This window comes from Streptomyces sp. NPDC005408, assembly GCF_040606445.1.
Classification (GTDB): domain Bacteria; phylum Actinomycetota; class Actinomycetes; order Streptomycetales; family Streptomycetaceae; genus Streptomyces.
Genome location: NZ_JBEXEX010000002.1, coordinates 231,024 through 256,467 on the forward strand (window position 1 = coordinate 231,024; position 25,444 = coordinate 256,467).

A 25,444-nucleotide genomic window follows, 5' to 3' on the forward strand; every position below is an offset into this window, starting at 1 on the left:
CTTGGAAATCCGTTCCCGCGCTGGTCACGCCCTGGTCGCAGGCTCACTCGTTGGCGGCGCGGGGCCGGTCCTCATCCGCGTACTGATCGAAGAGCGGGGTGCGGCCGCGGTCGCGAGAACGCCGGGGCTGCGGAGTGCGCCGACCGGGCGGCGGCTCCGCCTCCTGCGCGGGCGGCGCCGGAGTCGGCTCGGCCGTCGAGGAGCGGGCCGCGCTCCAGGTCTCCGGATCGCTGACGTCGACGCCGCTCGTGGCCCTCGGGGCCACCGGCGCGGTGACATACGTCGGCAGCGGGACCGGGACCGGCTCCCAGCTGTCACCGCGGGCCGGGCCGCGCTCGCGCTGCTGGTCGACCCACTCCGCGTGGTCGGTCTGCTCGACGAGCGCACGACGCCCCGCCTCCTGCGGGGAGAGCGTGGCGGCGGACGCGGGCTCGGGGCGTCCCTCGGGCTCCTCGTCCGGCTCGGCGGCCGACGCCGCCGCTGCCTGGTGCCGCCGCGGACGGTTCTCCCGCAGTCGCTGCGCCGCGGCCTCGGCCCGGCGCCGGTCCATGGTGAACGCGAAGCGGCGGCGCTCCTGGGTGCGCAGATGCACGATGTATGCACTGAGAAGGACGGCCGGGACCGCAGGGGCCCACAGGAAGCCGAGCCCGCCGACCGCCGCGACGATCGCGCCGAGGGTGAAGGCGAGGAAGAGGACCACGGTCGTACGTCTGCGGCGGGCCAGGACCCTGGTGCGGCGGGCGCGCTCGGCCGCTGATCCGCTCGGCCGCGGGCGCGGACGCCGCTGGGCCGGGGCCTGAGCCTGGGCCGGAGCGGCCTGAGACTTGGCCGCCGGCTCGGGCGCCTTGCGGGACGCCGGGACGTCCATCCGGGCTTCGGTACGGGCCGGAGGCGCGGCGAAGGCCCGGACGTCCACGGAACTCAAACGGTCCGTGGCGCCATCCGGGTCCACGTCGGGAACGGCCTGCTCCGCGTCGCGCTCCTGCAGCTCCTTGGCGTATCGGCGCTCCATCGCCCCGCGTCCGGACAGCAGCCGGATTGCGGTGGAGAAGCGTTCCGTCGGACGGGCTTCATTGAGCTCGTCCTGCCTGCGGAGCCACATAGGCACCAAGTAGGCGGCCCAGGCCCCGACGATGACTGCATAGATGAGGCCGCTGCTGCTCACGCATCACACCGTAGAGGGGTTTTCGCAAGGGCATCCGCCAATTGGCCCGGTGTGTCGCACGATCTGGCTGATATCACGGACTTTTTTTGTGATTGTTCAGATCACATCATGGTCAGCAGCGATCAATTTCGAACGTTTATTTTATTTCCCGTGGCGCTCCGGGTCGTGCCTGGTGCCAGCGGCGGAGCAGTCCCTCGGGCACCTCTTCGGCCGTGAGTGCGAACACCAGATGGTCCCGCCACGCACCGTCGATGTGGAGATAACGCGGGCGCAGTCCCTCTTCGCGGAATCCGAGTTTCTCCACCACCCGGCGACTGGGGCCGTTCTCCGGGCGAATGCAGACTTCCATGCGGTGCAGTCCGACCGCACGGAAACAGTGGTCGACCGCGAGCGCGACGGCGGTCGGCATCACCCCGCGGCCGGCCACGTCCCGGTCCACCCAGTAGCCGACATGGCCCGAGCACATCGAGCCCCAGGTGATCCCGGCGACCGTCAACTGGCCCACCAGACGCCCCTGGTACTCGATGACGAAGGGGAGCATCCGGCCCGCGTTGGCCTCGGCGCGCAGATGGCGGACCATCTGCCGGTAGGTGGGGCGCTGGGCGTGCGGGGCACCGGGGGCGGGCGGCGGAATCGTCGCTTCCCAGGGCCGCAGCCAGTCGCGGTTGCGGCGGTTGACCTCGCGCCAGTACCGCTGGTCGCGCACCTTTATCGGGCGGAGGACCACATCGCCGTCCGCCAGGATCACCGGCCAGGAGTGGGCGTTCAGCTTGAGCTCCCGGCAGGTCTGGGGTGGTCGCCGCCGCGGATCTGGTCCACGGCATGGATCAGCAGCTGCTCCAGTACGGCCATACCGTCGCGCACCCCGCCGGTCGAGCCGGGGAGGTTGACGATCAGGGTGTGGCCCGCGACCCCGGCGAGCCCGCGGGACAGCGCCGCGGTGGGCACCTTCTCGCGTCCGTACGCACGGATCGACTCGGGGATGCCGGGGATCTCGTGGTCGAGGACGCGGCGGGTGACCTCGGGGGTCCGGTCGGTCGGCGAGATACCGGTGCCGCCGGTGGTGAGGATGACGTCGTACGCGGCGGCCACCCCCTCCCGCAGGGCCTGCTCGACCGGGTCGCCGTCGGGGACGACCCTCGGGCCGTCGACCTGGAAGCCCAGTTTCGCCAGCCCCTCGGCGAGGACCGGGCCGCCCTTGTCCTCGTACACACCGGCAGCGGCACGGTTGGAGGCCGTGACGACCAGGGCCCGCCGGACCGCCCCGGCCTCCGGGCCGTGGCTGTGGCTGTAGACCTCTCCGCCGCGCGGGCTCATGACCGGCTCCAGTCGCCGGACTTGCCGCCCGTCTTCTCCTCGACCCGGACGTCGGTGATCACGGCGCCCTTGTCGACGGCCTTGACCATGTCGATGACGGTCAGCGCGGCGACCGAGACCGCGGTCAGCGCCTCCATCTCGACACCCGTACGGTCGGTGGTCCTCACTGTGGCGGTGATCTCCACCGCGTCGTCGGCGACCGCCAGATCCAGCGTGACGCCGGAGACGGCCAGCGGGTGACAGAGCGGGATCAGGTCCGGGGTGCGCTTGGCGCCCATGATGCCCGCGATACGGGCCGTGGCCAGGGCGTCGCCCTTGGGCACGCCCTCACCGCGCAGCAGCTCCACGACCTGCGGTGAGACCAGGACCCGGCCACTGGCGCGGGCGGTGCGTGCGGTGACGTCCTTTCCGGAGACGTCGACCATACGGGCCGCCCCCGCCTCGTCGATGTGCGTCAGCCTGCCTTGCGTACTCATCTGGTGCGGCGCTCCCGGTCAGGGCCCTTCGGGGCCTGTGTGGGCAGACACGGTACCGCCACCGTAAGCAGGTCAGCCGATGAGGACCACTTCCACATCCGCGCCGGGCCCCACCGAGGTGTCCGGCTCCGGGACGACGATCAGGCAGTCGGCATGGGCGAGCGCCGCGATCAGATGCGAGCCGGAACCGCCGACCGGGGCGACGGTGCCCGACTCGGCGTCGTACCGGCCACGCAGGAACTGCCGCTTGCCCTCGGGCGAGCTCAGCGCCTTGTCGGACGTCAGTACGGCACGCACCTTCGGGCGCTCCACGTCCTTCAGGCCCATCAGCGCCCGGATCGCGGGTCGCACGAACAGCTCGAAGGAGACGTACGAGGAGACGGGATTGCCGGGCAGCGCCAGCAGCGGGGTGTGCTCGGGGCCGATCGAGCCGAAACCCTGCGGCTTGCCCGGCTGCATGGCGAGCTTGCGGAAGTCGACGCCGCTGCCCGGAACGTCCGCGTCGCCCACCGAGGACAGGGCCTCCTTCACCACGTCGTACGCACCGACGCTGACGCCGCCCGTGGTGACCAGCAGATCGGCGCGGATCAGCTGGTCCTCGATGGTGGCGCGCAGGGTCTCCGCGTCGTCGGTGACCGCGCCCACGCGGTAGGAGAGGGCGCCCGCGTCGCGTGCGGCGGCGCAGAGGGCGAAGCTGTTGGAGTCGTAGATCTGGCCCTCGCCCAACTCCTCGCCGGGCTGGACCAGTTCGCTGCCGGTGGAGAGCACGACCACGCGCGGGCGGGGTCGTACGCGCACGGTGCCGCGGCCGATCGCGGCGAGCAGACCGATCTGCGGCGGCCCCAGGACCGTGCCCGCCTCCAGCGCCAGATCGCCCGCCTGGACGTCACTGCCGCGCGAGCGGACATGGGCGCCGGCCTCGGCCGGACGGTGGACGCGGACCTCGCCGCTCGCACCCTCGGGGGCCTCGCCCGCCGGGCGCATCGTGGTGGCCGCTCCCCCGCCCGTACCGCCGTCGGTCCACTCGACCGGGACAACCGCCTCGGCGCCGGGCGGCAGCGGGGCGCCGGTCATGATCCTGGCGGCCTCGCCGGGCCCGACGGTGGGCAGTATGCCGCTGCCGGCCGCCACATCGCCGATGACTGTGAGGACCGCGGGGAACTCCTCGCTCGCGCCCGAGACATCGGCCGTGCGGACCGCGTACCCGTCCATGGAACTGTTGTCGAAGGGCGGCAGCGCGACCGGCACGGTGACGTCCTCCACCAGGACACAGCCCTGGGCGTCCGGCAGCTGCAGCTCGATCGGGTCGAGCGGCCGGATCGCGCCGAGGATGTCCTCCAGGTGGTCGTCGACCGACCAGATCGTGCTGCTCACGGTGTTACATCATCTCCTGGGTCACGTAACTGCGAAGCCAGGACCGGAACTCCGGGCCCAGGTCTTCACGTTCGCACGCCAGTCTGACAATCGCCCGCAGATAGTCCCCGCGGTCCCCGGTGTCATAGCGGCGGCCCTTGAAGACCACGCCGTACACCGGGCCGCCGATCTTCTCGTCCTCGGCGAGCTTCTCCAGGGCGTCGGTGAGCTGGATCTCGTTGCCGCGGCCCGGCTCGGTCTCCCGCAGTATGCCGAAGACGGCCGGGTCGAGGACATAGCGGCCGATGATGGCGAGATTGCTCGGGGCCTCGGACGGATCCGGCTTCTCGACCAGCTTGGTGACCTTGACGACGTCGCCGTCGCCGGTCGGCTCGACGGCCGCGCAGCCGTACAGGTGGATCTGCGAGGGGTCGACCTCCATCAGCGCGATGACGCTGCCGCCCTCGCGTTCCTGGATCTCGACCATGCGGGCGAGCAGCGGGTCGCGGGGGTCGATCAGGTCGTCGCCGAGAAGGACCGCGAAGGGCTGGTTGCCGACGTGCGGAGCGGCGCACAGGACGGCGTGACCGAGGCCGCGCGGGTCGCCCTGACGCACATAGTGCATGGTGGCGAGGTCGCTCGGCTCCTGGACCTTGGCGAGACGGCCGGCGTCGCCCTTCGTCTTGAGCGCCTCTTCCAGCTCGTAATTGCGGTCGAAGTGATCCTCGAGGGGACGCTTGTTGCGGCCGGTGATCATGAGTACGTCGGAAAGACCGGCCGAGACCGCCTCTTCGACGACGTACTGGATCGCGGGCTTGTCGACGACAGGCAGCATCTCTTTGGGAGTGGCTTTCGTGGCAGGCAGGAACCGGGTTCCGAGGCCTGCGGCCGGGATGACAGCCTTGCTGATCCTGGGGTGCGACTGAGTCATGCGGAGCACCATATCCGGTACGTATGTGCTGAAGATGAGCCTCCGGTTAACTTCCTCCTCATAGAGGAGCATACGAGAGGTTTGCGAAGTCCTAATGAGCAGTGACTTGTCCGGAAAGAGTGCGGTACGACGTGAACTCCTCGACGCCCGGCGCCTTCTGTCCACTGAAGACGTCGACCGGGCCGCCGCGGTTCTCGCGCGACAGGCCCTGGATCTCCCGGAATTGGCCGCAGCACACACGATCGGCGCATATGTCTCCGTCGGGCGCGAGCCCGGCACGCGGGCGCTGCTCGACGCGCTGCGCGCGCGGGGCGTACGCGTCCTGCTCCCGGTCCTCAAGGCGGACAACGACCTGGACTGGGGCTTGTACGAGGGCTCGGAGCATCTGGTGCGCGCCGGGCGCGGGCTGCTCGAGCCGGACGGGGACCGGCTCGGCGTGGACGCCGTTCTCGATGCGGATGCCGTGCTCCTTCCCGGACTGGCCGTGGACGCCCGCGGTATGCGGCTCGGCCGTGGTGGCGGCTCGTACGACCGGGTCCTCGCCCGCCTCTCGGCGGCCGGCGCCGACCCGGCGCTGGTGGTGCTGCTGTACGCGAACGAGGTGGTCGCACGGGTCCCGGAGGAACCGCACGACCACCCCGTGCACGCGGTGGTCACCCCCGAGGCCGTCATCCGCTTCGGACAGCCCGGGCAGTGAGCGCTACGGAGTGAGCTTGAGGGTGTCGACGGTCTTCGCCTGGACCGCCTGCTCGCCGTAGGCCCAGTCGAGGAGTTCGCCGTTCGCCCACTTGTCGGTCTGGTCGGTGTAGTGCGCGCTGTACGCGTGCCCCGACGCACCGGTGAGGTTGATCCAGCGGGACTTGTCCCAGTCGCCGACGTTGACGACCATCCGCATCGACGGCACCCAGATGACGCCGTAGCCGCCCGCCGCGTTCCAGCCGGTGGCATCGACCGCGGCCTCTCCGCCGCCCAGATTCCACGGGCCGCGGTTGAGCACGAACTGCAGGAAGCCGGGGCCCTCGGTGCCGAGCGTCTGGTTCTTCAGCGTCAGCTGGTGCAGCCTGCCCCAGCTCCAGCTGGTCGCGTCCTTGCCGAGCTTGGCGGTCAGCTCCCAGCGGGCGTCCTCCATGGCCCGGGCCAGCAGCTGGTCACGGGTGGTGGTGGCGGCGTCCGTACGGCTGGCCGGGGAGTGCCACCACTCGTTCTTCTCGTCCTTGAGGATCCTGCGTACAACCTCGAACCAGCGGTCGCCGCCGTCCGGCTGCGCCGAATCGGTGTCGCGCTGGCCGCACTCGCGCACCCGCCTGCTCAGCTCGTCGTCCGGGGCCGTGCTGTCGGCCGGGCGGACGTTGAGGCACTCGTCCTCGACCCGCACCTCCTTGGGCAGCTTGTTGCCGAAGGCGAGCTTGAGCACATTGCGCCAGACCGCGTTGAAGTAGGCGGCGGCACCGGAGTCCGGCTCCTGGGTGTAGTCCCAGCCCTCCAGCAGCTTCTGCGCCTCACGGACGTACGAGTCCGAGATGTCGATCTTCAGCAGATACGGCGTCAGCAGCTTGGCGATCTCGCTGCTGTTGTCCATCTGCATGGTGCGCATGTCTTCGGTCGAGATCCTTCCGCCGCCCTGGATCTTCGACTCGATGAGGTCGCTGATCCGCTGGCTGCGGGTGCCGTAGCCGTAGTCCTTGGTGATCAGGTGCGGGTACTTCTTGGCGTCGATCACGGCCTGGTTGGCGGTGACGATGTAGCCGCGCTTGGGGTTCAGTTCGTACGGCAGCTCGTCGAAGGGGATGTAGCCCTTCCACTTGTACTTGGGGTTCCAGCCGGGCGCGGGCGTCGTGCCGTCGCCCTCCGCGCGGATCGGGATCCTGCCGGGTGCCTGGTAGCCGATATTGCCCTTGGAGTCGGCGTAGACGAGGTTCTGCGAGGGGACCTCGAAGTTCTTCGCGGCCGCGCGGAACGTGCTGAAGTCCTTGGCGCGGTTGAGCTCGAAGACCGCGTCCATGGACCTGCCGGCCTGCAGAGCGGTCCACTGCAGCGCCACCGCGTAACCGGCACCGCGGTCCGGGGCCGTGGAGACCGGGGCCTTCTGGCCGACCTTCTCCAGCTCGTCGCTGCGGTCGGAGACCAGCGGGCCATGCCCGGTGGAGCGGACCGTGATCTTCCTGTCGGGGCCGCCCGCGACCTTGATGACCTCCTGGCGCGTGGTCAGCTGCCTCTCCTCGTCGCCCACCAGGTAGCGGTCGCCGGTGAGCTTCTCGAGGTACAGGTCGGTGACGTCCGCGCCGAGGTTGGTGAAGCCCCAGGCCATGTCCTGGTTGTGACCGATGATCACGCCTGGAGTGCCGGAGAAGGTGTAGCCCGCGGTGTCGAACGTGCAGGAGGCCGAGACCGTACGGCAGTGCAGGCCCATCTGGTACCAGAGGGAGGGCAGCTGTGGCGCGAGATGCGGGTCGTTGGCGAGCATCGGCTTGTTGGTCGTCGTGTACTGGCCGGAGACGACCCAGGAGTTGGAGCCGATGCCGTTGCCGCTGGGGCCCAGCAGCGCCGGGATCGTGTCCAGGGTCTTGGACAGAGCCGCGAGCTGGGAGTTGAGGCCCTGGGCGGCGCCCTGCGCACTGGTGCCGCCATTGCCGGAAATGTCCGACGACTTGGCGTCAGGGTCGAACTTCCCGGTGGTGGGGTCGATTCCGCCCTTGTCGACGATCGGCTTGTTCCGGTCGTACGGATAGGCCGGATACAGCTCCTTGATCTGCTTCTCGCTGAGCCTGCTGGTCAGCAGCGAGCGGTCGATCTCCTCCTGCATGTTGCCGCGCAGGTCCCAGGCCATCGCCTTGAGCCAGGCCACCGAGTCGACGGGCGTCCACTTCTCGGGCTTGTAGTCGTTCTCGAATTCGAGCGCGGCGTACTCGACGGAAAGGTCCCGGCCCTCGCGGCCCTTGAGGTAGGCGTTGACGCCGTCCGCATACGCCTGGAGGTACTTCTTGGTGTCCGGCGAGAGCTTCTTGTCGTACTCCTCCTGCGCCACCCGGCGCCAGCCGAGGGTCCGCAGGAACGAGTCCGTCTCGACCTGGCCCGAACCGAACATCTCGGAGAGCCGACCTGCCGTCATATGGCGGCGTACGTCCATCTCCCAGAAGCGGTCCTGCGCCTGGACGAACCCCTGGGCGCGGAACAGGTCTTCGTCGCTGTCCGCGTAGATCTGCGGGATCCCGTAGTCGTCGCGCTTGACCTCGACCTGGCTCTTGAGGCCTTCGAGCTTGATGGTCCCGGTGGTCTGCGGGAACGAGGCGCGCACCGTGCTGATGCTCCACCACGTGCCGTACCCGACACCCGCGACAAGCGCCAGCACCAGGACGATCACGAGCAGGCGGGCGCGTCGCCCCTTCTTCTTCTTGGGGGAAGAGGCGGTTGTGTTGGCGGGCATCGCTGTCCTTCGAGGCGCAGGCTGGTCCTGGAGTGCTGGAGCAACCATAGGCGCAGCGCCCGACCGGCCCGGACGCGGTATCCGAAAGGCACTACCCGGCCCCCGAACAAATGATCTCCCACGTCAAGGAAACGTTAAAGATTAGGTAAGGTAACGAAGTGTCGCCCGCCGGAGGAACGATCCGGCGCGTAGGCGCGAGGGGAAGGATCGGCCACTGACTGTCCACCAGCTCAACGAACTCCTGCTCATCTGCTCGCTCGTTCTGCTCATCGCCGTCGCGGCAGTGCGCATCTCCTCCCGCAGCGGGCTCCCCAGCCTGCTCCTGTATCTCGGGATAGGGATCGCCATAGGGCAGGACGGCATCTTCGACGTCAAGTTCGACGACGCCCGACTGACGCAGGTGATCGGCTATGCCGCGCTTGTGGTGATCCTGGCCGAGGGTGGCCTGGGCACCAAGTGGAAGGAGATCAAACCCGCGTTGCCCGCTGCGGTCGTGCTGTCGACCGTCGGCGTCGCGGTGAGCGTGGGCATCACGGCCGCGGGGGCTCACTATCTGGTCGGGCTCGAGTGGCGGCAGGCGCTCATCGTCGGTGCGGTCGTATCGTCGACGGACGCTGCTGCGGTCTTCTCCGTACTGCGGAAGGTGCCGCTGCCGTCCCGGGTGACCGGTGTACTGGAGGCCGAGTCGGGCTTCAATGACGCCCCTGTGGTGATCCTGGTGGTGGCCTTCTCCACGGCCGGACCGGTCGACGACTGGTACGTACTGGTGGGGAAGATCGCGCTGGAGCTCGCGATCGGCGCGAGCATCGGAATCGCCGCGGGCTGGCTGGGCGCCTACGGGCTGCGGCATGTGGCACTGCCCGCGTCCGGTCTGTATCCGATCGCCGTGATGGCGATCGCGGTGGTGGCGTACGCCGCCGGCGCCATGGCGCACGGCAGTGGCTTCCTCGCCGTCTATCTCGCCTCGATGGTGCTCGGGAACTCCCGGCTGCCGCACGCGCCCGCGAACCGGGGCTTCGCCGAGGGACTCGGCTGGATCGCGCAGATCGGCATGTTCGTCCTGCTCGGCCTGCTGGTGACCCCGCACGAACTGACCGAGGACTTCTGGACCGCGGTGGTCGTGGGCCTGGTGCTGACCATGGTGGCGCGGCCGCTTTCGGTCTTCGTCAGCCTGCTGCCCGTCCCCATTCCATGGCGGGAACAGGTGCTGATGTCCTGGGCGGGGCTGCGCGGAGCCGTGCCGATTATTCTCGCGACCATCCCGACGGTCGCCGGTATCGAGGGCAGCGACCGGATCTTCAACATCGTCTTCGTCCTGGTCGTCGTCTACACCCTGGTCCAGGGACCGACACTGCCCTGGCTCGCGAAGGCGCTGCACCTCCGCTCGGCCGACGCTGCCGACCTGGGCATCGAGTCGGCGCCCCTTGAGCGGCTGCGCGGGCATCTGCTGTCGGTCGCGATCCCGGAGGAGTCGCGGATGCACGGCGTGGAGGTCGCGGAGCTGCGGCTGCCCGCCGGGGCGGCGGTCACTCTTGTTGTACGCGACGGCAAGAGCTTCGTACCGCTGCCGTCCACCGTGCTGCGGCGGGGTGACGAGCTGCTGGTGGTGGCGACGGATCCGGTGCGGGACGCCGCTGAGCGGCGGCTGCGGGCGGTCGGACAGGGCGGAAAGCTGGCCGACTGGCTGGGGACGGGTGGAAACGCCGAAGGAAGATCCGGTTAATCACAGGCGTACCTCTGGGTATGTGTGCCATTTCCCAGGCACAACCCCGAGATTCCCTGTACCATGAAGGCACACTGATCGACCAACTCTGCCTGACGCAGAGCTGGCGCGACCGTATGGCGGCCGCGGAGCCCTCGCAGTAGGCCCCGGTATCTACCGCAGTTATGCGCAAGAGGACAGCTCTCGGCGGCTCAGGTGCGTCTCGTACCACAAGTACGACGCGTACTGGAGGAGCGCTACCAGGCGGCAGAAAGGCACGGACCGTGGCATCCACGGTCAAGAACCGTCCTGGATACGGGCAGCTCCTGCGCACACCCGGCGCCTGGACATTCCTGCTCCCCGGCTTCCTGGCACGCCAGCCCTTCGCGATGCTCACCATTGGCATCGTCCTTCTGGTGCAGCACACCACCGGTTCGTACGGCAGCGCCGGCGCGGTCGCCGCCTTCACCGGCGTCTCCATGGCGCTGTTCGCACCGCAGAGCGGCAAGCTCGCCGACCGCTTCGGACAGCGGGCCGTCCTGCTGCCCGGCGTCCTGGTGCACGCCGCATCCGTCTCCGCGCTCACCGTGCTCGCCCTGTCGGGCGCTCCCCTGTGGGCGCTGTTCGTCGCAGCCGTCCCAACGGGTGCCTCCGTACCGCAGATCGGCCCGATGGTGCGGGCCCGCTGGGCCGCCAAGCTGGAGGGCTCGCCGCTGATGACGACGGCGGCCGCCTTCGAATCCGTGACGGACGAGTTCACCTTCGTCGTCGGACCGGTGCTCGCGACCGCGCTCAGCACGGGTGTGCACCCGGCGGCCGGGCTGATCGCGGAGGCGACGCTGACGCTCGCCGGCGGTCTGTTCTTCGCGGCCCAGAGCCGTACCCAGCCCCAGCCGAGCCGTGCCGCGGGGCACGCGCGCGTGGAGCACGCCTCCGCCCTGTCCATCCCCGGCGTACGCGTCCTGGCCGTGGCCTTCCTCGGCATCGGCTCGGTATTCGGCGGAATGCAGGTCTCGCTGACCGCCTTCTCCGAGGAGATCGGCAACCCCGGGGTCAACGGTCTGCTCTACGGGATCTTCGCGGCCGGCAACATGCTCGCGGGCATCGCGTGCGGCGCGATCGCCTGGAAGAGCGGCCCGCGGCGCCTGATGGTGCTCGGCTACGCCGGGCTGACGCTGACTGCCTCCGCGCTCTGGGCCACGCACTCCGTGGCACTGCTGGCCGGGCTCGGCCTGCTGGTCGGCCTCTGCATCGCTCCGGCCCTCATCAGCGGCTACACGCTGGTCGAGTCGCTGGTGCCCGCATCGGCCCGTACGGAGGCCTTCACCTGGCTGACGGGCGCTGTCGCGCTCGGTCAGGCGGCGGCCGTGACGGTGGCCGGCCGGCTGGCCGACGAGAACGGCGCGAGCGCCGGATTCGTGGTCCCGCTGGTGGGCACCGCACTGGCCCTGGTCACCCTCCTGGCCCTGCGCTCGCGGCTCTCGCCGAGGTCCTCGGGGCGGATCGCGGCGCGTGGGATGGGTCACCGAGTGCCGGTGACGGTGGACTGATCCAGCGGAATACGTCACTATGGACCGTCGTTAGCACTCATTGAGTGAGAGTGCCAGGAGGAAGACAAGTGCCGACCTACCAGTACCAGTGCACCGAATGCGGCGAGGGCCTCGAGGCGGTGCAGAAGTTCACCGATGACGCCCTGACCGTGTGCCCCAGCTGCGACGGACGCCTGAAGAAGGTGTTCTCGGCCGTGGGCATTGTCTTCAAGGGTTCCGGGTTCTACCGGAACGACAGCCGTGGTTCGTCGTCGAGCAGCTCGCCCGCGTCGTCCACGTCCACGCCGTCCACGGGTGCGAAGTCGTCGGACTCGAAGCCCGCGGCCTCCACGTCGTCGAACGGCTCCGGGTCGTCTTCGAGCTCGTCCTCCTCTTCGTCGAGCACCAGCGGCAGCTCCGCCGCCTGACATCTGCCTCGACCTCTGCTTCAACGTCTGCTTTCCGAGGGCCCCGCCGTTGCGTACGGCGGGGTCCTCGGCGTTTTGGCGTCCGGATACTGTGGCCGCCATGGCGACCAACGCGAGCGAACTCTCCAGCACTCCGTCCGCGGAGATCGGTGTCATCGGCGGCTCGGGGTTCTACTCCTTCCTGGAGGACGTGACGGAGGTCCAGGTGGACACTCCGTACGGCAGCCCGAGCGACTCCCTGTTCTTCGGCGAGATCGCAGGGCGGAAGGTCGCTTTCCTGCCGCGGCACGGGCGCGGCCACCATCTGCCGCCGAACCGCATCAACTACCGCGCCAATCTGTGGGCGCTGCGCTCGGTGGGCGTACGACAGGTGCTCGGGCCGTGCGCGGTGGGCGGGCTGCGGCCGGAGTACGGGCCGGGGACGCTGCTCGTGCCGGATCAGTTCGTGGACCGTACGCAGGCGCGCGTGCAGACCTTCTACGACGGCTACCCGCTGCCGGACGGATCCGTGCCGAACGTGGTGCATGTGTCGACGGCCGACCCGTACTGCCCCGAGGGACGCAAGGCCGCACTGGCTGCGGCACGCGGGCGGGACTGGGAGCCGGTGGACGGCGGGGCGCTGGTGGTGGTCGAGGGGCCGCGGTTCTCGACCCGGGCCGAGTCGCTCTGGTACCGGTCGATGGGCTGGTCGGTGATCGGCATGACCGGGCATCCGGAGGCGGTGCTCGCCCGTGAACTGGCGCTCTGCTACACGTCGATGACGCTGGTGACGGACCTGGACGCGGGGGCCGAGTCGGGCGAGGGTGTCTCCCACGCGGAGGTGCTGAAGGTGTTCGCCGCCAATGTGGAACGGCTGCGGACGGTGCTCTTCGACGCGGTGGCGGGGCTGCCGGTGGACGGGGAGCGGGACTGCCTGTGCACGCGGGCGCTGGACGGCCTCGACCCGGGGATCCAGCTGCCGTAAAAGCCCCGCGTGGGTTCGGTAAGCCATCGCGCGGATTCGGTAAGCCCCGCGTGGGTGAGGGAGTTGTCCACAGCGCCGCGGTCGTCCACAGGCGTCTGCGGGATGCGAGCGGACGGTGGATCGTGAGGAGCGGTCAGTCCAACTCCCCTTCTCACGGCAGGCGGTGTGTGTCATGTCGCTCCTTCCTCCTTCTTCGGCTCCGGGGCCCGTCGGCGTACCGCCGTTCGCGCCGCTGCGGGTGCGCGGCGGGGCGCACCGGCTGCGGCGGGCGATGCGGCGGCGACGGCGTGCGCTGGCGGCCGGTCTCGCCATGACGGCGGCGGCGCTTGCCGCTTCGGGTGCGCGTGGGGCGGACGGTCCTGGGCAGGTCGCTCCGGGAGCCGGTGCGCCGACGGCCGCGCATCGCGAACGACGGCCCGCCGCCGAGATGGTCTCCGCTCCGGTGCGTATCGCGGATGCCGCGACGGTGCGGCTGCTGCGCCCGGGAGACCGGGTGGATGTGATCGCTGCCGCCAACTCCCCTGCGGGGGAAGCCTCCGAGGCACGGGTGGTGGCATCGGGGGCCCGGGTGACCGACGTTCCGCGGGCGCCGGAGGCCGTCGGGGACGGCGGCGCGCTGGTGGTCCTGACCGTTCCGCGTGCCACCGCCGCGGCGCTGGCCGGCGCGGGCGCGACATCGAAGCTGGCGGTGACGGTGTGCTGACTCTCCGAACCGGGACTCGTACTGACGTATCGTCAAGTCACCTGTTCGCATGCGCGGATTGGACAGCGCGGTCACGCGGTGCCGTAGGTTGCGGAGCGTTTGACTCCATGACCTGCACATGCGAAGAGAGGCTCAGTGGTGAGCGAGAAGAAGGTCAGCGTCCTGGAGGGCTTCAAGGCCTTCCTGATGCGCGGCAATGTGATCGATCTGGCCGTCGCCGTGGTCATCGGCGCGGCGTTCACCCAGATCGTGAACTCCGTGGTGAAGGGCGTCATCAACCCGGTGGTCGGAGCGTTCGGGACGAAGGAGCTCGACTCCTACAGCTCCTGCCTGAAGGGCACCTGCAAGGTGGTGAACGGCGAGGTCGACGGCATCAAGATCCTTTGGGGCTCGGTGCTCAGCGCCACGCTGACCTTTGTGATCACAGCGGCTGTCGTCTACTTCCTGATGGTGCTGCCCATGGCCAAGTACTTGGCCAGGCGGGCCGCCCGGGACGCGGCAAAGGAAGGCGCGAAGGAAGTGATCGAGCTGACCGAGCTCGAGGTCCTGAAGGAGATCCGGGACGCCGTGGTGGCCCAGCGGGGCTCGGGGCACGACCGGCAGTAGCGAAGGCTCAGATGTGGTGGGGCGGCTTCTCGTCGAGGAAGCGCGCCAAGTCTGCTGCGCTCTCGCCGGCCGCGAGAGGCCGCTCGCCCCACCCACGGTCCGTATCGTCCGAGGATTGCTGGTCCAGCGGATCGTCGAAGATCAGTTGCGGTCTTGGGGACTGCTGCCGCGGCTGCTCCGCATCACGCGGTCCGGGGGCGGGGGCGGTGCTCATACATCCAGGGTACGGCGAAGGGGGCGGGGCCGGTCCGGGCGGCGTCGCCCTGGAGCGGATCCGGGGCAGGTGGCCGCGTCCATACCGTGGGGCGCCCGCGTCAGCGGTCCTTGGGGTCGAGCCGCCACAGGCCCAGGACCACCAGGAACGACAGGCAGAGGAAGCCCGCACCCCACCAGGCCGTGCCGGTCTCGCCCTGCATCCACTGATTGACCACGACGGTCAGGCCCCAGAGCTGGCCGATGACCACGCTGATCGCCAGGGCGAGGCGGGCGGTGAGTTTCGAGGAGCGCTCGGGCTCCTGCTCGGTGCCCGCGCCGGGTCCGGGGCCGGTGTGCCGGATCCGCGGGTCGCCGTAACCGCTGGTGGAGCGGATCTGCGGATAGCGCTCATGGACCGGCCTGTTCAGCCGGGGCTGCGCACTGCCCGGGTGATAGCCGGGGCGCGGCGGCTGCTGCGGGTCGCTCATGCCGGACTCCCCTGGATACGCGAACCGGGACATTCGAGCAGCGCAGCCCGGTCGGGGGCCTCGTCGGCGAACTGGCGGCACCAGGCGTCCTTGTCGTTCTCGCCCGAGCGGGCGGTAGCGACGGCCCAGACGCTGCCGTCGGTGTCCTCGTTGAGGATGACCCGGGGCAGTGGGCGGGGCGGCGGTCCTGCCGTCACCTCGCCGGTGCGGACGTCGAAGACGCCTTCGTGGCAGGGGCAGAGCAGCTCGCCCTCCATACCGCGGTCCTCGCGCCAGAGCACGGCGCAGGCGAGGTGGGTGCAGACCGCCGAGTAGCCGACGAGGGTGCCGTCCCTCAGCCGTACGGCCACGGCGCGGTCCTCGTCGCCGGGGTAGCGGAAGGCGAGGGACTCACCGGGGGCCAGCGCGTTGGCGATCTTCTTGGGCTCGGGGACGCCGTCGTTGTCGCCGTGCCGGTGAAGCACGCCGGCGGCCACACCGATGCCGCCGACGGCGAGCCCGCCGGAGACGGTGGCGACGATACGGAGGTAGTCGCGGCGGGTGGTGAGCGAGTCGGCGGCGATCCGGTCGTTCAGTGCTTGCCGGGCGGACTCCGCGGCGGGGTCGCCGGCCGGTCCGCGGGAAGGGTCGCCGGCCGGGGGCTGTTCGGTGACGCTCATCGGACGTCCCTTCCGTTCACCTCGACGACCGGGAGGCCGCCGGGTACCGGCCACTGGACCTTGTCCGCCGGGACGACCATCGCCACGCCGGTGCTGACCGTCGTCGCGCCGAAGGTGAAGGAGTCGGCGACCTGGACGCCGGGGCGCTCGGCCTGGAGCTCCTCGAGCGTTCCGTAGAACAGCGCCCCGGTGGGGCAGACCGTGGCGCACATGGGGGCGAGGCCGTAGGCGGTGCGGTCGTAGCAGAGGTTGCACTTCATCTGCAGCTTCGCCTGGAGGTCGATCTTCGGTACGCCGAAGGGGCAGGCGTTGACGCAGTTGGCGCAGCCGATGCAGCGGGTGGTGTCCGCCTGCTGCACCACACCGTCGGAGGTGACCAGGATCGCGTCGGCGGGGCAGACCTCGGCGCACGGGGCGACCGGGTCCTCGCAGTGCATGCAGACCGTGGGAAGGGAGGCGACCGAGTGCCCCTCGTCGGGATAGTCGAGATGGATCATGGACTTGCCGCGGTGCGAGTCGCATTCGCGGCAGGCGGAGACACAGGCCTGGCAGCCGATGCAACGGCCCGGGTCGATGAAGATCGTTCTGCCCATCATGGCGGGCGTCAGCTCCTCTCCGAGGTGCCGCGGCCCTGCGGCGAGGTGGGCGGCAGGGGGTCGGTGCGGGAGACCTGGGTCTCCGGGTAGGCCAACTGGCCGGGTGCGACGGGCGGCGCGGGCACTTCGTCGATGCGCTCGGCCGGCTCGACACGGCAGGCACAGACCTTGTACTCGGGAATCTTGGAACGGGGGTCGAGGGCATCAATGGTGAGCGCGTTGGCGGCCGTGGGAACCGGCCAGTGGTACGGGACGAAGACGGTGTCGGGGCGGATGGCCTCGGTGACCAGGGCGGGGAAGACCTCGCTGCCGCGGCGGGTGACGACGCGGACCGGGTCGCCGGAGCGGAAACCGAGCGAGGGGTGGACCTCGACCCAGGGGCGCGGGGTCTGTTCGACGAGGGCGCCCAGCCTGCGGGTCTGGTTGCCGGAGAGGAAGTGGGCGACGGTGCGGCCGGTGGTGAGCGAGATGGGGTACTCGTCGCTGTACGGGTCCATAGGGCGGTGCCAGTCGACGACCTGCATATGGATCTTGCCGTCGGGGTGGTAGGTCTTGCCGTCCTCGAAGAGCCGGGCGGTGCCCGGGTGGTCGGTGGACGGGCAGGGCCAGGCGATACCGCCGGTCTCCTCCAGGCGTTCGTAGGTGATGCCGTAGTAGTCGTTGACCGTTCCGGCGGAGGCGACGCGCAGCTCCTCGAAGACCTCGCGCGATCCGGCGAAGGCGAACTTGGCCCCCGCGCCCAGGCGCTGGGCGAGCTGGCAGATCACCCAGGTGTCGGTGCGTACACCGGCCGGGGGCTCCTGGGCCTTGTTGTGCTTGACGACGCGGGCTTCGGCGTTGGCCATCACGCCCTCGTCCTCGGCCCAGGTGGTGACGGGGAAGACGACATGGGCGTTGGCCGCGGTCTCGGAAAGGAAGAAGTCGAATTGGGCGTGGAACTCGATGGCGTTGTAACCGTCCTTGACGACGTGGTAGTTGGGGAGGGAGACAAAGGGGTTGTTGCAGATGCCGATCAGTCCGCGGATCTCGCCGCGCTGCATCTGCCAGACCATTTCCATCATCGAGGTGCCGGCGGGCGGGAGTTCGGACTCCTCGATGCCCCAGATCTCGCAGATCTGTCTGCGGTGCTCCTCGTTCATGATCGAGCGGCCGCCGGGAAGGAGGTCGGACTTCTGGCCGTGTTCGCGGCCGCCCTGGCCGTTGCCCTGGCCGGTGATGGTTCCGTAGCCGGCGCCCGGCCGGCCGATATTGCCGGTGGCTGCACAGAGGTTGATGACGGTGAGGCAGTTCTCGACGCCCTGGGAGTGGTGCTCGATGCCGCGGGCGTGCCAGGCCATGGCCTTGTCCGCGGCGGCGAAGGTGCGGGCGACCTGCACGACCTGTTCGGCGGGGATGCCGCAGATCTCGGCGGCGCGGAAGGGCGGGTATTCGGCGGCCTTGGCGCGTACGTCGTCCCAGCCGGTGGTGTGCGCGGCGAGGTAGGCCTCGTCGGTGAGGCCCTCCTCGACGATCACATGCAGTACGGCGTTGAAGAAGGCCGCGTCGGTGCCGGGTTTGAGGGCGACATGGATGTCGGCGGTGCGGGCGATGGCCGTCTCGCGCGGGTCGACGACGATGAGACTGGCGCCGCGGTCCCGCGCTCCCCACAGATACTGCGTCATCACGGGGAAGCATTCGCCCACGTTGGATCCGGCGATCAGCAGGCAGTCGGTCGGACGGCGTTCAGGCTCCGGTCCGGGAAGAAGAACCGTCGCCTGCCCAGCGCCTGCCACCCCGCGGCCCCGCGGCTGGGGTGTCCCCACGACGCCACGGCCCCGGTGGCGCACCGGCCCGGGGCCCCGCCGCCCCACTGGCCCGAATCGCTCCTTCGCGCGTCTAGCGGTCCGCTCGCTCACCCTCTGCTGTGCTTGGCGCATGACTCACACGCCCAGCGCCGGCCGCCCACCGAAGTCGTCGAAGCCGTTGAGCTCGTCGAGTCCGTTGTGGCCCCTGCGGCCCCTCGTCGCCCGTCGGCGCGACGAGGAGCACCGCGCGGCCACGCCTCTTGAGCTCTTCTTCGACCTCTGCTTCGTGGTCGCGATCGCCCAGGCCGGTGTTCAGCTGGTGCATGCCGTGGCCGAGGACCATGCGGGGGACGGCGTTCTCAATTACGTGATGGTGTTCTTCGCCATCTGGTGGGCGTGGATGAACTTCACCTGGTTCGCGTCGGCGTACGACAACGACGACGCCCTCTACCGTGTGGTCACCCTCGTCCAGATCGCCGGCGTCCTCATCCTCGCCGCCGGTGTCTCCCGCGCCTTCCAGGACCACGAGTTCCTGGCCGTCTGGTTCGGCTACCTCGTGATGCGCGTCGCGCTGACAGCGCAGTGGCTGAGAGCCGCGCGGGCCGCGTCGGGCCCCGAGCGGACCATGGCCCTGCGGTACGCGGGCGGCGTGATCCTCTGCCAGATCGGCTGGAGCGCCCTGCTGTTCGCGCCCGAGTCGGCCCGTGGCTGGATCTTCCTGGTGATGGCGATCGCCGAGATGTGCGTGCCGGTGTACGCCGAGAAGGACTTCCACACCGACTGGCACGCGCGCCACATCGCCGAACGCTACGGCCTGTTCACCATCATCGTGCTCGGCGAGACCATCGCCGCGGCCACCGTCGCCGTGAAGTCCGGCGTCGACGAGAAGGAGGCGCTCGGCGACCTGCTCCCGATCGCCGCAGGCGGACTCCTCATCGTCTTCGCCGCCTGGTGGATCTACTTCGTCGTCCCTGTCCACGACCGTCTCGCGTCCAACAGGCAGGGATTCCTGTGGGGTTACGGCCACTACGGGATCTTCGCCTCGGCCGCGGCGATCGGAGCGGGCATCGAGGTGGCCGTCGAGCAGGCCGCGGGCAAGGCACATATCTCCACCACCGCCGCATCGGCTGCCGTCACCGTCCCCTCGGCCGTCTTCATGCTGCTGGTGTGGGGCCTGCACTCGCGTTACTTCAAGGTGGGCGCCGCCCAGCAGCTGATCCTTCCCCTTACCGCGGTGGCGATCCTGCTCTGCACGTTCGCCGGGGACTGGGCGGTTCTGGCAGCCGGGCTTGTGGCGGCGGCAGCGGTGGCGGTCGGCGTCACGCTCACCGCCCGGACGCCGGCCACGGCGTGACCGACGCCACGGCCGAGACGCGTCCCGCCCCCGGGCGTTGCGCCAAGTCCCGTGGTACGCATGGGCCTCATGGCAGCACATGACGCACCGACGGGCGGACCGACGGACCGGGAGCCGCGTGGAGCGCGGGGCGGGCTGACCGACGTGGCGGGGCTGCGCGTCGGCCACGCGCGCGTGCCCGGCGACCGCGCGCTCAGCGGCACCACCGTCGTCCTCGCCCCCGCGGGCGGCGCGATCGCCGCCGTGGATGTACGGGGCGGCGGCCCCGGCACCCGTGAGACCGACGCCCTCGACCCCCGCAATCTCGTCCAGCGCGTCGAGGCGGTCGTCCTGACCGGCGGCAGCGCGTACGGCCTCGAATCAGCGGCCGGTGTGATGGCGTGGCTGGAGGAGCAGGGCCGCGGCGTCCGCGTCGGCCCCGACCCGTCCCACGTCGTGCCGGTCGTCCCCGCGGCCTGTGTCTTCGACCTCGGGCGCGGCGGCGACTGGCGGGCCAGGCCGGACGCCGCGACCGGACGGGCCGCGGTCGAGGCGGCAGCCCGTACGGACGAGGGCGCGCCGGTCGAGGAGGGCGGCGTCGGCGCGGGCACCGGGGCGGTCGTCGGGCAGTTCAAGGGCGGGGTCGGTACCGCGAGCGCCGTCCTGGACTCCGGGATCACCGTCGCCGCGCTGGTCGTGGCCAACGCCGCTGGCTCGGCAGTCGATCCGCGGACGGGTGCGCTGTACGGGTCGTACTTCACGGGCCGCGTCGCCCACCCCTCCCCCGACGTCCACGCCGCGGCCCAGCTCCGCCTCGCCGAGGCCCGCGAGAAGAACGGCCCTCCCCCGCTCAACACCACCCTGGCAGTCGTCGCCACCGACGCCGTTCTCACCCGTGCGCAGGCGCAGAAGCTCGCGGGCACGGCGCACGACGGCATCGCACGCGCCGTACGCCCGGTGCATCTCCTCAACGACGGGGACACGGTCTTCGCCCTCGCCACCGGCGCCGTAGCGCTCGACGAGGCCAATCCGCTCGCCCTCAACGAGGTGCTGGCGGCGGGCGCCGACGTGGTGACCCGGGCGATCGTCCACGCGGTCCTCGCGGCCCGCGGCGTCGAGGGTCCGGGCGGGGTCTTCCCTTCGTACCGGGACCTGTACGACATCGACTGACGTACGGGACAACCCGGTTGCCCCGGAGCACGGGAACTTCCCCCGGACGCCCTTCGTTTTCCCGAACCCCGGACGCGTTGTCAGACCCAGGGGCTACGTTTAGCAATCACCAAGTGACTTGCGGCGACGGCCTGGAGACCCATCTTGAACGATCCGTACGAGACAACCGAGACGCACCTCGAGCGACTCCTGGGGCGGGCGCTCAACTCGTTCGACCTGCCCGACTCGACGATCGAACGGCTCGATTCGGCGCTGGCCCATGCCAGTTCGCTGCACTCCTCGCACCACAGCGCCGCGCTGCACCGCGCGACGTACCGGCACGCCTACCTCCTCAGCGACGGAAGCTCCCTCGTCCTGTGGGAGCTGGTGCACAACACCGGGCGCGACGGCGCCGAGCAGCACGAGCTCTACACCGAGGAGTCGGAGGCCCGTCTCGCCGCCTCGCGGCTGCCCGCCGGTTTCCCGGGCTTCGCCGGGCTCGTGGGCGACGACCCGGACGGTGCGGACGCGGGGCTCGACGCGGATCTGGAGGCCGACTGGGAGCTCCTGTCCAGCCTGATGGCGACGCCCGCGGCTCCGCTCCCCAGGATGTACGTCCCGGACGACTCCCCGGACCACGCGCGCCGCGTGCTGCGCCGCGCCGAGAACGCCGACCAGCCGGGCGAGGAGACCGCGAGCCTGCTGCAGGCGGCGTTCGCCCACCACATCACGCAGGTCTTCGGCCGCCAGTGCCAGGTGGAGGGCAAGGACGCGGGCTTCACGCTGTACGAGCACGCGTTCCTGCTGCTCGACGGCACCGAGACGAGCCTGTGGGAGGTGGAGCACACGGCGACTCCGGACGGCCGCCACATGTGCGAGGTGTACGCCGAGGAGCACACCGCGCGCGAAGCGATGGAGCTGCGCGCGCGGGTGCGCTGAGGTTGCCGCGGCGGCTCAGGCGGCCGCCAGCACCTTAGGCTCCTCGTCGGCCGTGGCGAGGGCCTGCTCGGGCTGCTGCTTGCGTGCCCCCTTGAGGAGGATGACGACGCCCGCGCTCACGACCGTGCCCGCGACGATCGCGACGAGGTAGAGGAACGGGTTGCCGATCAGCGGCACCACGAAGATGCCGCCGTGCGGAGCGCGCAGGGTGCACTCGAAGGCCATCGAAAGCCCGCCGGTGACCGCGCCGCCCGCCATCGCCGCCGGGATCACCCGGAGCGGGTCGGCCGCGGCGAAGGGGATCGCGCCCTCGGTGATGAACGAGGCCCCGAGCACCCAGGCCGCCTTGCCGTTCTCACGCTCGGTCCTGGTGAAGAGCCTGCCGCGTACGACGGTGGCCAGCGCCATCGCCAGCGGCGGGACCATGCCTGCGGCCATCACGGCGGCCATGACCTTGAGGGAGCCGTCGTTGGGGTTGGCGAGACCGCCGACCGCGAAGGTGTACGCGACCTTGTTGAGCGGGCCGCCGAGGTCGAAGCACATCATCAGGCCGAGTACGACGCCCAGGATGACCGCGTTGGCACCGGAGAGGCTGGACAGCCAGTCGGTGAGCGCCTTCTGGAGTTCGGCGATGGGCTTGCCGACCACCAGGAACATCAGGAATCCGACGACGATCGACGAGAGCAGCGGGATCACGACGACGGGCATGATGCCGCGAAGCGGCTTGGGAACTTTGAGGCGTTGGATCGCCATGACGGTGGCGCCCGCGAGCAGACCGGCGATCAGGCCGCCGAGGAATCCGGCGTTGATGGTCAGCGCGATCGCGCCGCCGACGAAGCCGGGGACGAGACCGGGGCGGTCGGCCATTCCGTAGGCGATGTACCCGGCGAGTACGGGCACGAGGAAGCTGAAGGCGAGCCCGCCGACCTGGAAGAGGAGGGCGGCCCAGCTGGTGTGGTCGGCCCAGACGAAGTGCTCGGCGACGGACTTGGCGTCGGAGATCTCGTAGCCGCCGAGGGCGAAGCCGAGGGCGATGAGAAGGCCTCCGGCGGCGACGAACGGAACCATGTAACTGACGCCGGACATCAACCACTTGCGGAGCTTTGTGCCGTAGCCCTCGCCGGGCTCGCCGGCGGCGTCGACCGGCGCGGTGCGGCGGGCCTGCGCGGTGACCTCACCGCGCTCGGCCTTCCCGCGCACCTCCGCGATGAGTTCGGCGGGCCGGTTGATCCCTGCCTTGACGCCGATGTCGACGGTGGGCTTCCCGGCGAAGCGCTCCTTGTCCCGTACGGGGACGTCGTGAGCGAAGATCACGGCGTCGGCGGCTGCGATGAGCTCGGGGGCGATCCGGGTGAACCCGGCGGAGCCCTGGGTCTCGACGGTGAGTTCGACACCGGCGGCCTCGGCGGCCTTTTCGAGGGATTCGGCGGCCATGTAGGTGTGGGCGATGCCGGTGGGGCAGGAGGTGACGGCGACGATACGGAACGGGGTACGGCGGTCCTCCGAACCAGGGGTCTCCCCCGCGCCACCGGCCGGGGCGGGCGGCGCGGGCTCGTCGCCGCGCAGGAGTGCCGCCACCTCACCCGCGTCGGTCGCCGACCGCAGCGCTCCCGTGAAGGCCTCGTCCATCAAGTGGCGGGCCAGGCTCGACAGGATCGTCAGATGCGCGTCGTCCGCGCCCGCCGGAGCCGCTATCAGGAAGATCAGATCAGCCGGGCCGTCCGGGGCGCCGAAGTCGATGCCCCGGGAGGAGCGGCCGAGGGCCAGGGTCGGTTCAGTGACATGCTCGCTGCGGCAGTGCGGGATGCCGATCCCGCCGTCCAGGCCCGTCGGCATCTGGGCCTCGCGCGCCGCCACGTCCGCCAGGAAGCCGTCCAGGTCGGTGACCCGGCCCAGCCTCACCATCCGTTCGGCCAGCGAACGGGCCGCGGCCTCCTTCGTCGTCGCGGCCAGGTCGAGGTCGACCAGGTCCGCGGTGATCATGTCGCTCATCGCGGGCTCCCTTGCTCGGTGAGTACTCGGTCCAGGGGGATGTCTGCGGTCACGGTGACCGCGGACGGGTCGAGGTCGGCCGGGGTCGGCATCACGCTGCCCGGCAGCTGCACCGCCGCCGCACCGTGTGCGACCGCGGCGGCCAGGGCGTCCGCACCCTCGCCGCCCGCGGCCAGGAATCCGGCCAGTGACGCGTCGCCCGCCCCGACATTGCTGCGGACGGACGAGACGACGGCTGATCCGAAGAACACGCCCGCGCCGGAGACCAGCAGCTGGCCGTCCGCGCCCAGGCTCGCCAGTACCGCCCGCGCACCCAGCTCCCGCAGTTCCTCCGCCGCCTTGACCGCGTCGCCGACCGTGGCGAGCGGGCGGCCCACCGCCTGGGCGAGTTCGTCGGCGTTCGGCTTGACGACGTCGGGGTGCGAGCCGAGGGCCGCCGGCAGGGACGGGCCCGAGGTGTCGAGGGCGACCCGCGCGCCCGCGGCGTGCGCCCGTACCACCAACTCCGCGTACCACTCGGGCGCGAGGCCACGAGGCAGGCTGCCGCAGCACGCGATCCACGCGGCGGACCCAGAGTGGTCCCTGACCGCGGACAAAAGCAACTCGGCTTCCGCGGCGCTCAGTTCGGGACCTGGCGCGTTGATCTTCGTCAGTGTGCCGTCCGGCTCCGCCAGCGCGATGTTCGAGCGCGTCGCGCCCGCCACGGGGACCGGCTCGACCTCGATGCCCTGCCCCGCGAGGAGTTCCGCGACGAGCGCGCCCGGCGCCCCGCCCAGCGGCATGACGGCGACTGTGCGGTGTCCCGCGGCCGCTACGGCCCGCGAGACGTTGACGCCCTTGCCGCCGGGATCCATCCGCTCGGCCGTGGCCCGCAGCACCTCGCCGCGGTCCAGCGCCGGGACCTCGTACGTACGGTCCAGCGACGGGTTCGGGGTGACGGTCAGGATCATGCGCGTACGACTTCCGTTCCCGCGGCCTCGATCGCCGCGGCGTCCTCGGGGCTGAGCCCGCTGTCGGTGATGAGCAGGTCGACGTCGGCGAGGTCGCCGAAGCGGGCGAAGTGCGACTGCCCGTGCTTGGCCGAGTCGGCGAGCAGCACCACGCGCCGCGCCGCCGAGACGATCGCGCGCTTGACGGCGGCCTCGGCGAGGTCGGGCGTGGTGAGGCCGCCGGCCGCCGAGAAGCCGTTGGCGCCGAGGAAGACGACGTCCGCGTGGATCTCTCCGTACGCCCGAAGCGCCCACGCGTCGACGGCGGCGCGTGTGCGGTGCCTGACCCGGCCGCCCACCAGATGGAGGTCGATACCGGGGTGGTCGGCGAGGCGGGCCGCGACGGGCAGGGCGTGCGTGACGACGGTGAGCGAGCACTCCAGCGGGAAGGCGGCGGCGAGGCGGCCCACGGTGGACCCGGCGTCGAGGATCACGCTGCCGTCCATGGGCAGTTCGGCGAGCGCGGCGTGCGCGATGCGGTCCTTCTCGTCCGCGGCGGTGGACTCGCGCTCGGCGAGATCGGGCTCGAAGTCGAGGCGCCCGGCCGGGATGGCGCCACCGTGCACGCGCCGGACGAGCCCGGCCCGGTCCAGGGCCTTGAGGTCGCGCCGGATGGTCTCGGCGGTGACCTGGAACTCCTCGGCGAGGGAGAGCACATCGACACGGCCGCCGTCGCGGGCGAGGCGCAGGATCTCCTGCTGGCGCTCCGGTGCGTACATGTG

General features: G+C 70.6%; 24 protein-coding genes and 1 pseudogene. 10 read left to right on the forward strand and 15 right to left on the reverse strand.

What is annotated here, in order from left to right; all coding sequences use genetic code 11:
- Positions 1-43: 43 nt before the first annotated feature.
- The 6 genes from glpR to galU all read right to left on the reverse strand — a co-directional run bounded on the left by glpR (position 44) and on the right by galU (position 5,242).
- A complete protein-coding gene (gene glpR / locus ABZS64_RS03075; protein WP_355822457.1) occupies positions 44-1,165 on the reverse strand; it encodes a gephyrin-like molybdotransferase receptor GlpR in 1,122 nt (373 codons plus the stop codon).
- 136 nt (positions 1,166-1,301) lie between these two features.
- Positions 1,302-1,913, reverse strand: coding sequence for a GNAT family protein (locus tag ABZS64_RS03080; protein WP_355822459.1), 612 nt, complete (start codon positions 1,911-1,913; stop codon positions 1,302-1,304).
- A 17-nt stretch (positions 1,914-1,930) separates the two neighbouring features.
- The gene (locus tag ABZS64_RS03085; RefSeq protein ID WP_355822461.1) at positions 1,931-2,482 is read right to left on the reverse strand and encodes a MogA/MoaB family molybdenum cofactor biosynthesis protein; all 552 of its coding nucleotides are present in this window, start codon (positions 2,480-2,482) and stop codon (positions 1,931-1,933) included.
- A complete protein-coding gene (gene moaC, locus ABZS64_RS03090) occupies positions 2,479-2,958 on the reverse strand; it encodes a cyclic pyranopterin monophosphate synthase MoaC (RefSeq protein ID WP_355822463.1) in 480 nt (159 codons plus the stop codon). The genes ABZS64_RS03085 and moaC overlap by 4 nt, the downstream gene beginning before the upstream one ends.
- 72 nt (positions 2,959-3,030) lie before the next feature.
- Positions 3,031-4,332: a gephyrin-like molybdotransferase Glp gene (gene glp / locus ABZS64_RS03095; RefSeq protein WP_355822465.1), complete on the reverse strand. Its 1,302-nt coding sequence runs from the start codon at positions 4,330-4,332 to the stop codon at positions 3,031-3,033.
- A gap of 4 nt (positions 4,333-4,336) precedes the next feature.
- On the reverse strand, positions 4,337-5,242 hold the full coding sequence (gene galU / locus ABZS64_RS03100) for a UTP--glucose-1-phosphate uridylyltransferase GalU (RefSeq protein WP_355822467.1): 906 nt from the start codon (positions 5,240-5,242) through the stop codon (positions 4,337-4,339).
- 94 nt (positions 5,243-5,336) lie between these two features.
- Between galU and ABZS64_RS03105 the strand changes: the two genes are divergently transcribed.
- Positions 5,337-5,939 (forward strand): 5-formyltetrahydrofolate cyclo-ligase, encoded by a 603-nt coding sequence (locus tag ABZS64_RS03105; protein ID WP_355822469.1) that lies wholly within the window; start codon positions 5,337-5,339, stop codon positions 5,937-5,939.
- Positions 5,940-5,942: 3 nt separating this feature from the next.
- On the opposite strand, the gene ABZS64_RS03110 is transcribed toward ABZS64_RS03105, so the two are convergent.
- Positions 5,943-8,666 carry a penicillin acylase family protein gene (locus tag ABZS64_RS03110; RefSeq protein WP_355822471.1) on the reverse strand — a complete coding sequence of 908 codons (2,724 nt, stop codon included), beginning with the start codon at positions 8,664-8,666 and terminating at the stop codon, positions 5,943-5,945.
- A gap of 214 nt (positions 8,667-8,880) precedes the next feature.
- Between ABZS64_RS03110 and ABZS64_RS03115 the strand changes: the two genes are divergently transcribed.
- The 6 genes from ABZS64_RS03115 to ABZS64_RS03140 all read left to right on the forward strand — a co-directional run bounded on the left by ABZS64_RS03115 (position 8,881) and on the right by ABZS64_RS03140 (position 14,598).
- Positions 8,881-10,389: a potassium/proton antiporter gene (locus ABZS64_RS03115; protein WP_355822789.1), complete on the forward strand. Its 1,509-nt coding sequence runs from the start codon at positions 8,881-8,883 to the stop codon at positions 10,387-10,389.
- A 263-nt stretch (positions 10,390-10,652) separates the two neighbouring features.
- Entirely contained in the window at positions 10,653-11,918 is a 1,266-nt protein-coding gene (locus tag ABZS64_RS03120) for an MFS transporter (protein WP_355822473.1), read from the forward strand.
- A gap of 68 nt (positions 11,919-11,986) precedes the next feature.
- Positions 11,987-12,325: an FmdB family zinc ribbon protein gene (locus ABZS64_RS03125; RefSeq protein WP_355822475.1), complete on the forward strand. Its 339-nt coding sequence runs from the start codon at positions 11,987-11,989 to the stop codon at positions 12,323-12,325.
- Between the two features lie 100 nt (positions 12,326-12,425).
- Positions 12,426-13,289 (forward strand): S-methyl-5'-thioadenosine phosphorylase, encoded by an 864-nt coding sequence (locus tag ABZS64_RS03130; protein WP_355822477.1) that lies wholly within the window; start codon positions 12,426-12,428, stop codon positions 13,287-13,289.
- 172 nt (positions 13,290-13,461) lie between these two features.
- Positions 13,462-13,992: a hypothetical protein gene (locus tag ABZS64_RS03135; protein ID WP_355822479.1), complete on the forward strand. Its 531-nt coding sequence runs from the start codon at positions 13,462-13,464 to the stop codon at positions 13,990-13,992.
- Positions 13,993-14,130: 138 nt separating this feature from the next.
- On the forward strand, positions 14,131-14,598 hold the full coding sequence (locus tag ABZS64_RS03140) for an MscL family protein (RefSeq protein WP_355822481.1): 468 nt from the start codon (positions 14,131-14,133) through the stop codon (positions 14,596-14,598).
- A gap of 7 nt (positions 14,599-14,605) precedes the next feature.
- Here ABZS64_RS03140 and ABZS64_RS03145 read toward each other — a convergent pair whose 3' ends face one another.
- From ABZS64_RS03145 to ABZS64_RS03165, 5 genes and pseudogenes are all read right to left on the reverse strand, one after another.
- Positions 14,606-14,812 (reverse strand): hypothetical protein, encoded by a 207-nt coding sequence (locus tag ABZS64_RS03145; RefSeq protein WP_355822483.1) that lies wholly within the window; start codon positions 14,810-14,812, stop codon positions 14,606-14,608.
- Positions 14,813-14,912: 100 nt separating this feature from the next.
- A complete protein-coding gene (locus ABZS64_RS03150; protein WP_355822485.1) occupies positions 14,913-15,281 on the reverse strand; it encodes a hypothetical protein in 369 nt (122 codons plus the stop codon).
- Positions 15,278-15,940, reverse strand: a complete 663-nt coding sequence (locus ABZS64_RS03155; RefSeq protein ID WP_355822487.1) for a Rieske (2Fe-2S) protein — start codon at positions 15,938-15,940, stop codon at positions 15,278-15,280. The genes ABZS64_RS03150 and ABZS64_RS03155 overlap by 4 nt, the downstream gene beginning before the upstream one ends.
- The gene (locus tag ABZS64_RS03160; protein WP_355822489.1) at positions 15,937-16,536 is read right to left on the reverse strand and encodes a 4Fe-4S dicluster domain-containing protein; all 600 of its coding nucleotides are present in this window, start codon (positions 16,534-16,536) and stop codon (positions 15,937-15,939) included. Before ABZS64_RS03160 ends, ABZS64_RS03155 begins: the two co-directional genes overlap by 4 nt.
- Positions 16,537-16,544: 8 nt before the next feature.
- Positions 16,545-18,248 (reverse strand): annotated as a pseudogene (locus ABZS64_RS03165) (molybdopterin oxidoreductase family protein); the annotation flags it as partial.
- 202 nt (positions 18,249-18,450) lie between these two features.
- Here ABZS64_RS03165 and ABZS64_RS03170 point away from each other — a divergent pair.
- From ABZS64_RS03170 to ABZS64_RS03180, 3 genes are all read left to right on the forward strand, one after another.
- Positions 18,451-19,674, forward strand: coding sequence for a low temperature requirement protein A (locus tag ABZS64_RS03170; RefSeq protein WP_355822491.1), 1,224 nt, complete (start codon positions 18,451-18,453; stop codon positions 19,672-19,674).
- A 69-nt stretch (positions 19,675-19,743) separates the two neighbouring features.
- The gene (locus ABZS64_RS03175) at positions 19,744-20,823 is read left to right on the forward strand and encodes a P1 family peptidase (protein WP_355822493.1); all 1,080 of its coding nucleotides are present in this window, start codon (positions 19,744-19,746) and stop codon (positions 20,821-20,823) included.
- 144 nt (positions 20,824-20,967) lie between these two features.
- Positions 20,968-21,741 carry a DUF6227 family protein gene (locus tag ABZS64_RS03180; protein ID WP_355822494.1) on the forward strand — a complete coding sequence of 258 codons (774 nt, stop codon included), beginning with the start codon at positions 20,968-20,970 and terminating at the stop codon, positions 21,739-21,741.
- 15 nt (positions 21,742-21,756) lie between these two features.
- Here ABZS64_RS03180 and ABZS64_RS03185 read toward each other — a convergent pair whose 3' ends face one another.
- Genes ABZS64_RS03185 through ABZS64_RS03195 form a run of 3 tightly spaced genes read right to left on the reverse strand, consistent with a single transcriptional unit; the run spans position 21,757 to position 25,441 of the window.
- The gene (locus tag ABZS64_RS03185; protein WP_355822495.1) at positions 21,757-23,733 is read right to left on the reverse strand and encodes a fructose-specific PTS transporter subunit EIIC; all 1,977 of its coding nucleotides are present in this window, start codon (positions 23,731-23,733) and stop codon (positions 21,757-21,759) included.
- A complete protein-coding gene (gene pfkB, locus ABZS64_RS03190) occupies positions 23,730-24,683 on the reverse strand; it encodes a 1-phosphofructokinase (protein WP_355822496.1) in 954 nt (317 codons plus the stop codon). Before pfkB ends, ABZS64_RS03185 begins: the two co-directional genes overlap by 4 nt.
- Positions 24,680-25,441 carry a DeoR/GlpR family DNA-binding transcription regulator gene (locus ABZS64_RS03195; protein WP_355822498.1) on the reverse strand — a complete coding sequence of 254 codons (762 nt, stop codon included), beginning with the start codon at positions 25,439-25,441 and terminating at the stop codon, positions 24,680-24,682. Before ABZS64_RS03195 ends, pfkB begins: the two co-directional genes overlap by 4 nt.
- Positions 25,442-25,444 lie beyond the last annotated feature (3 nt).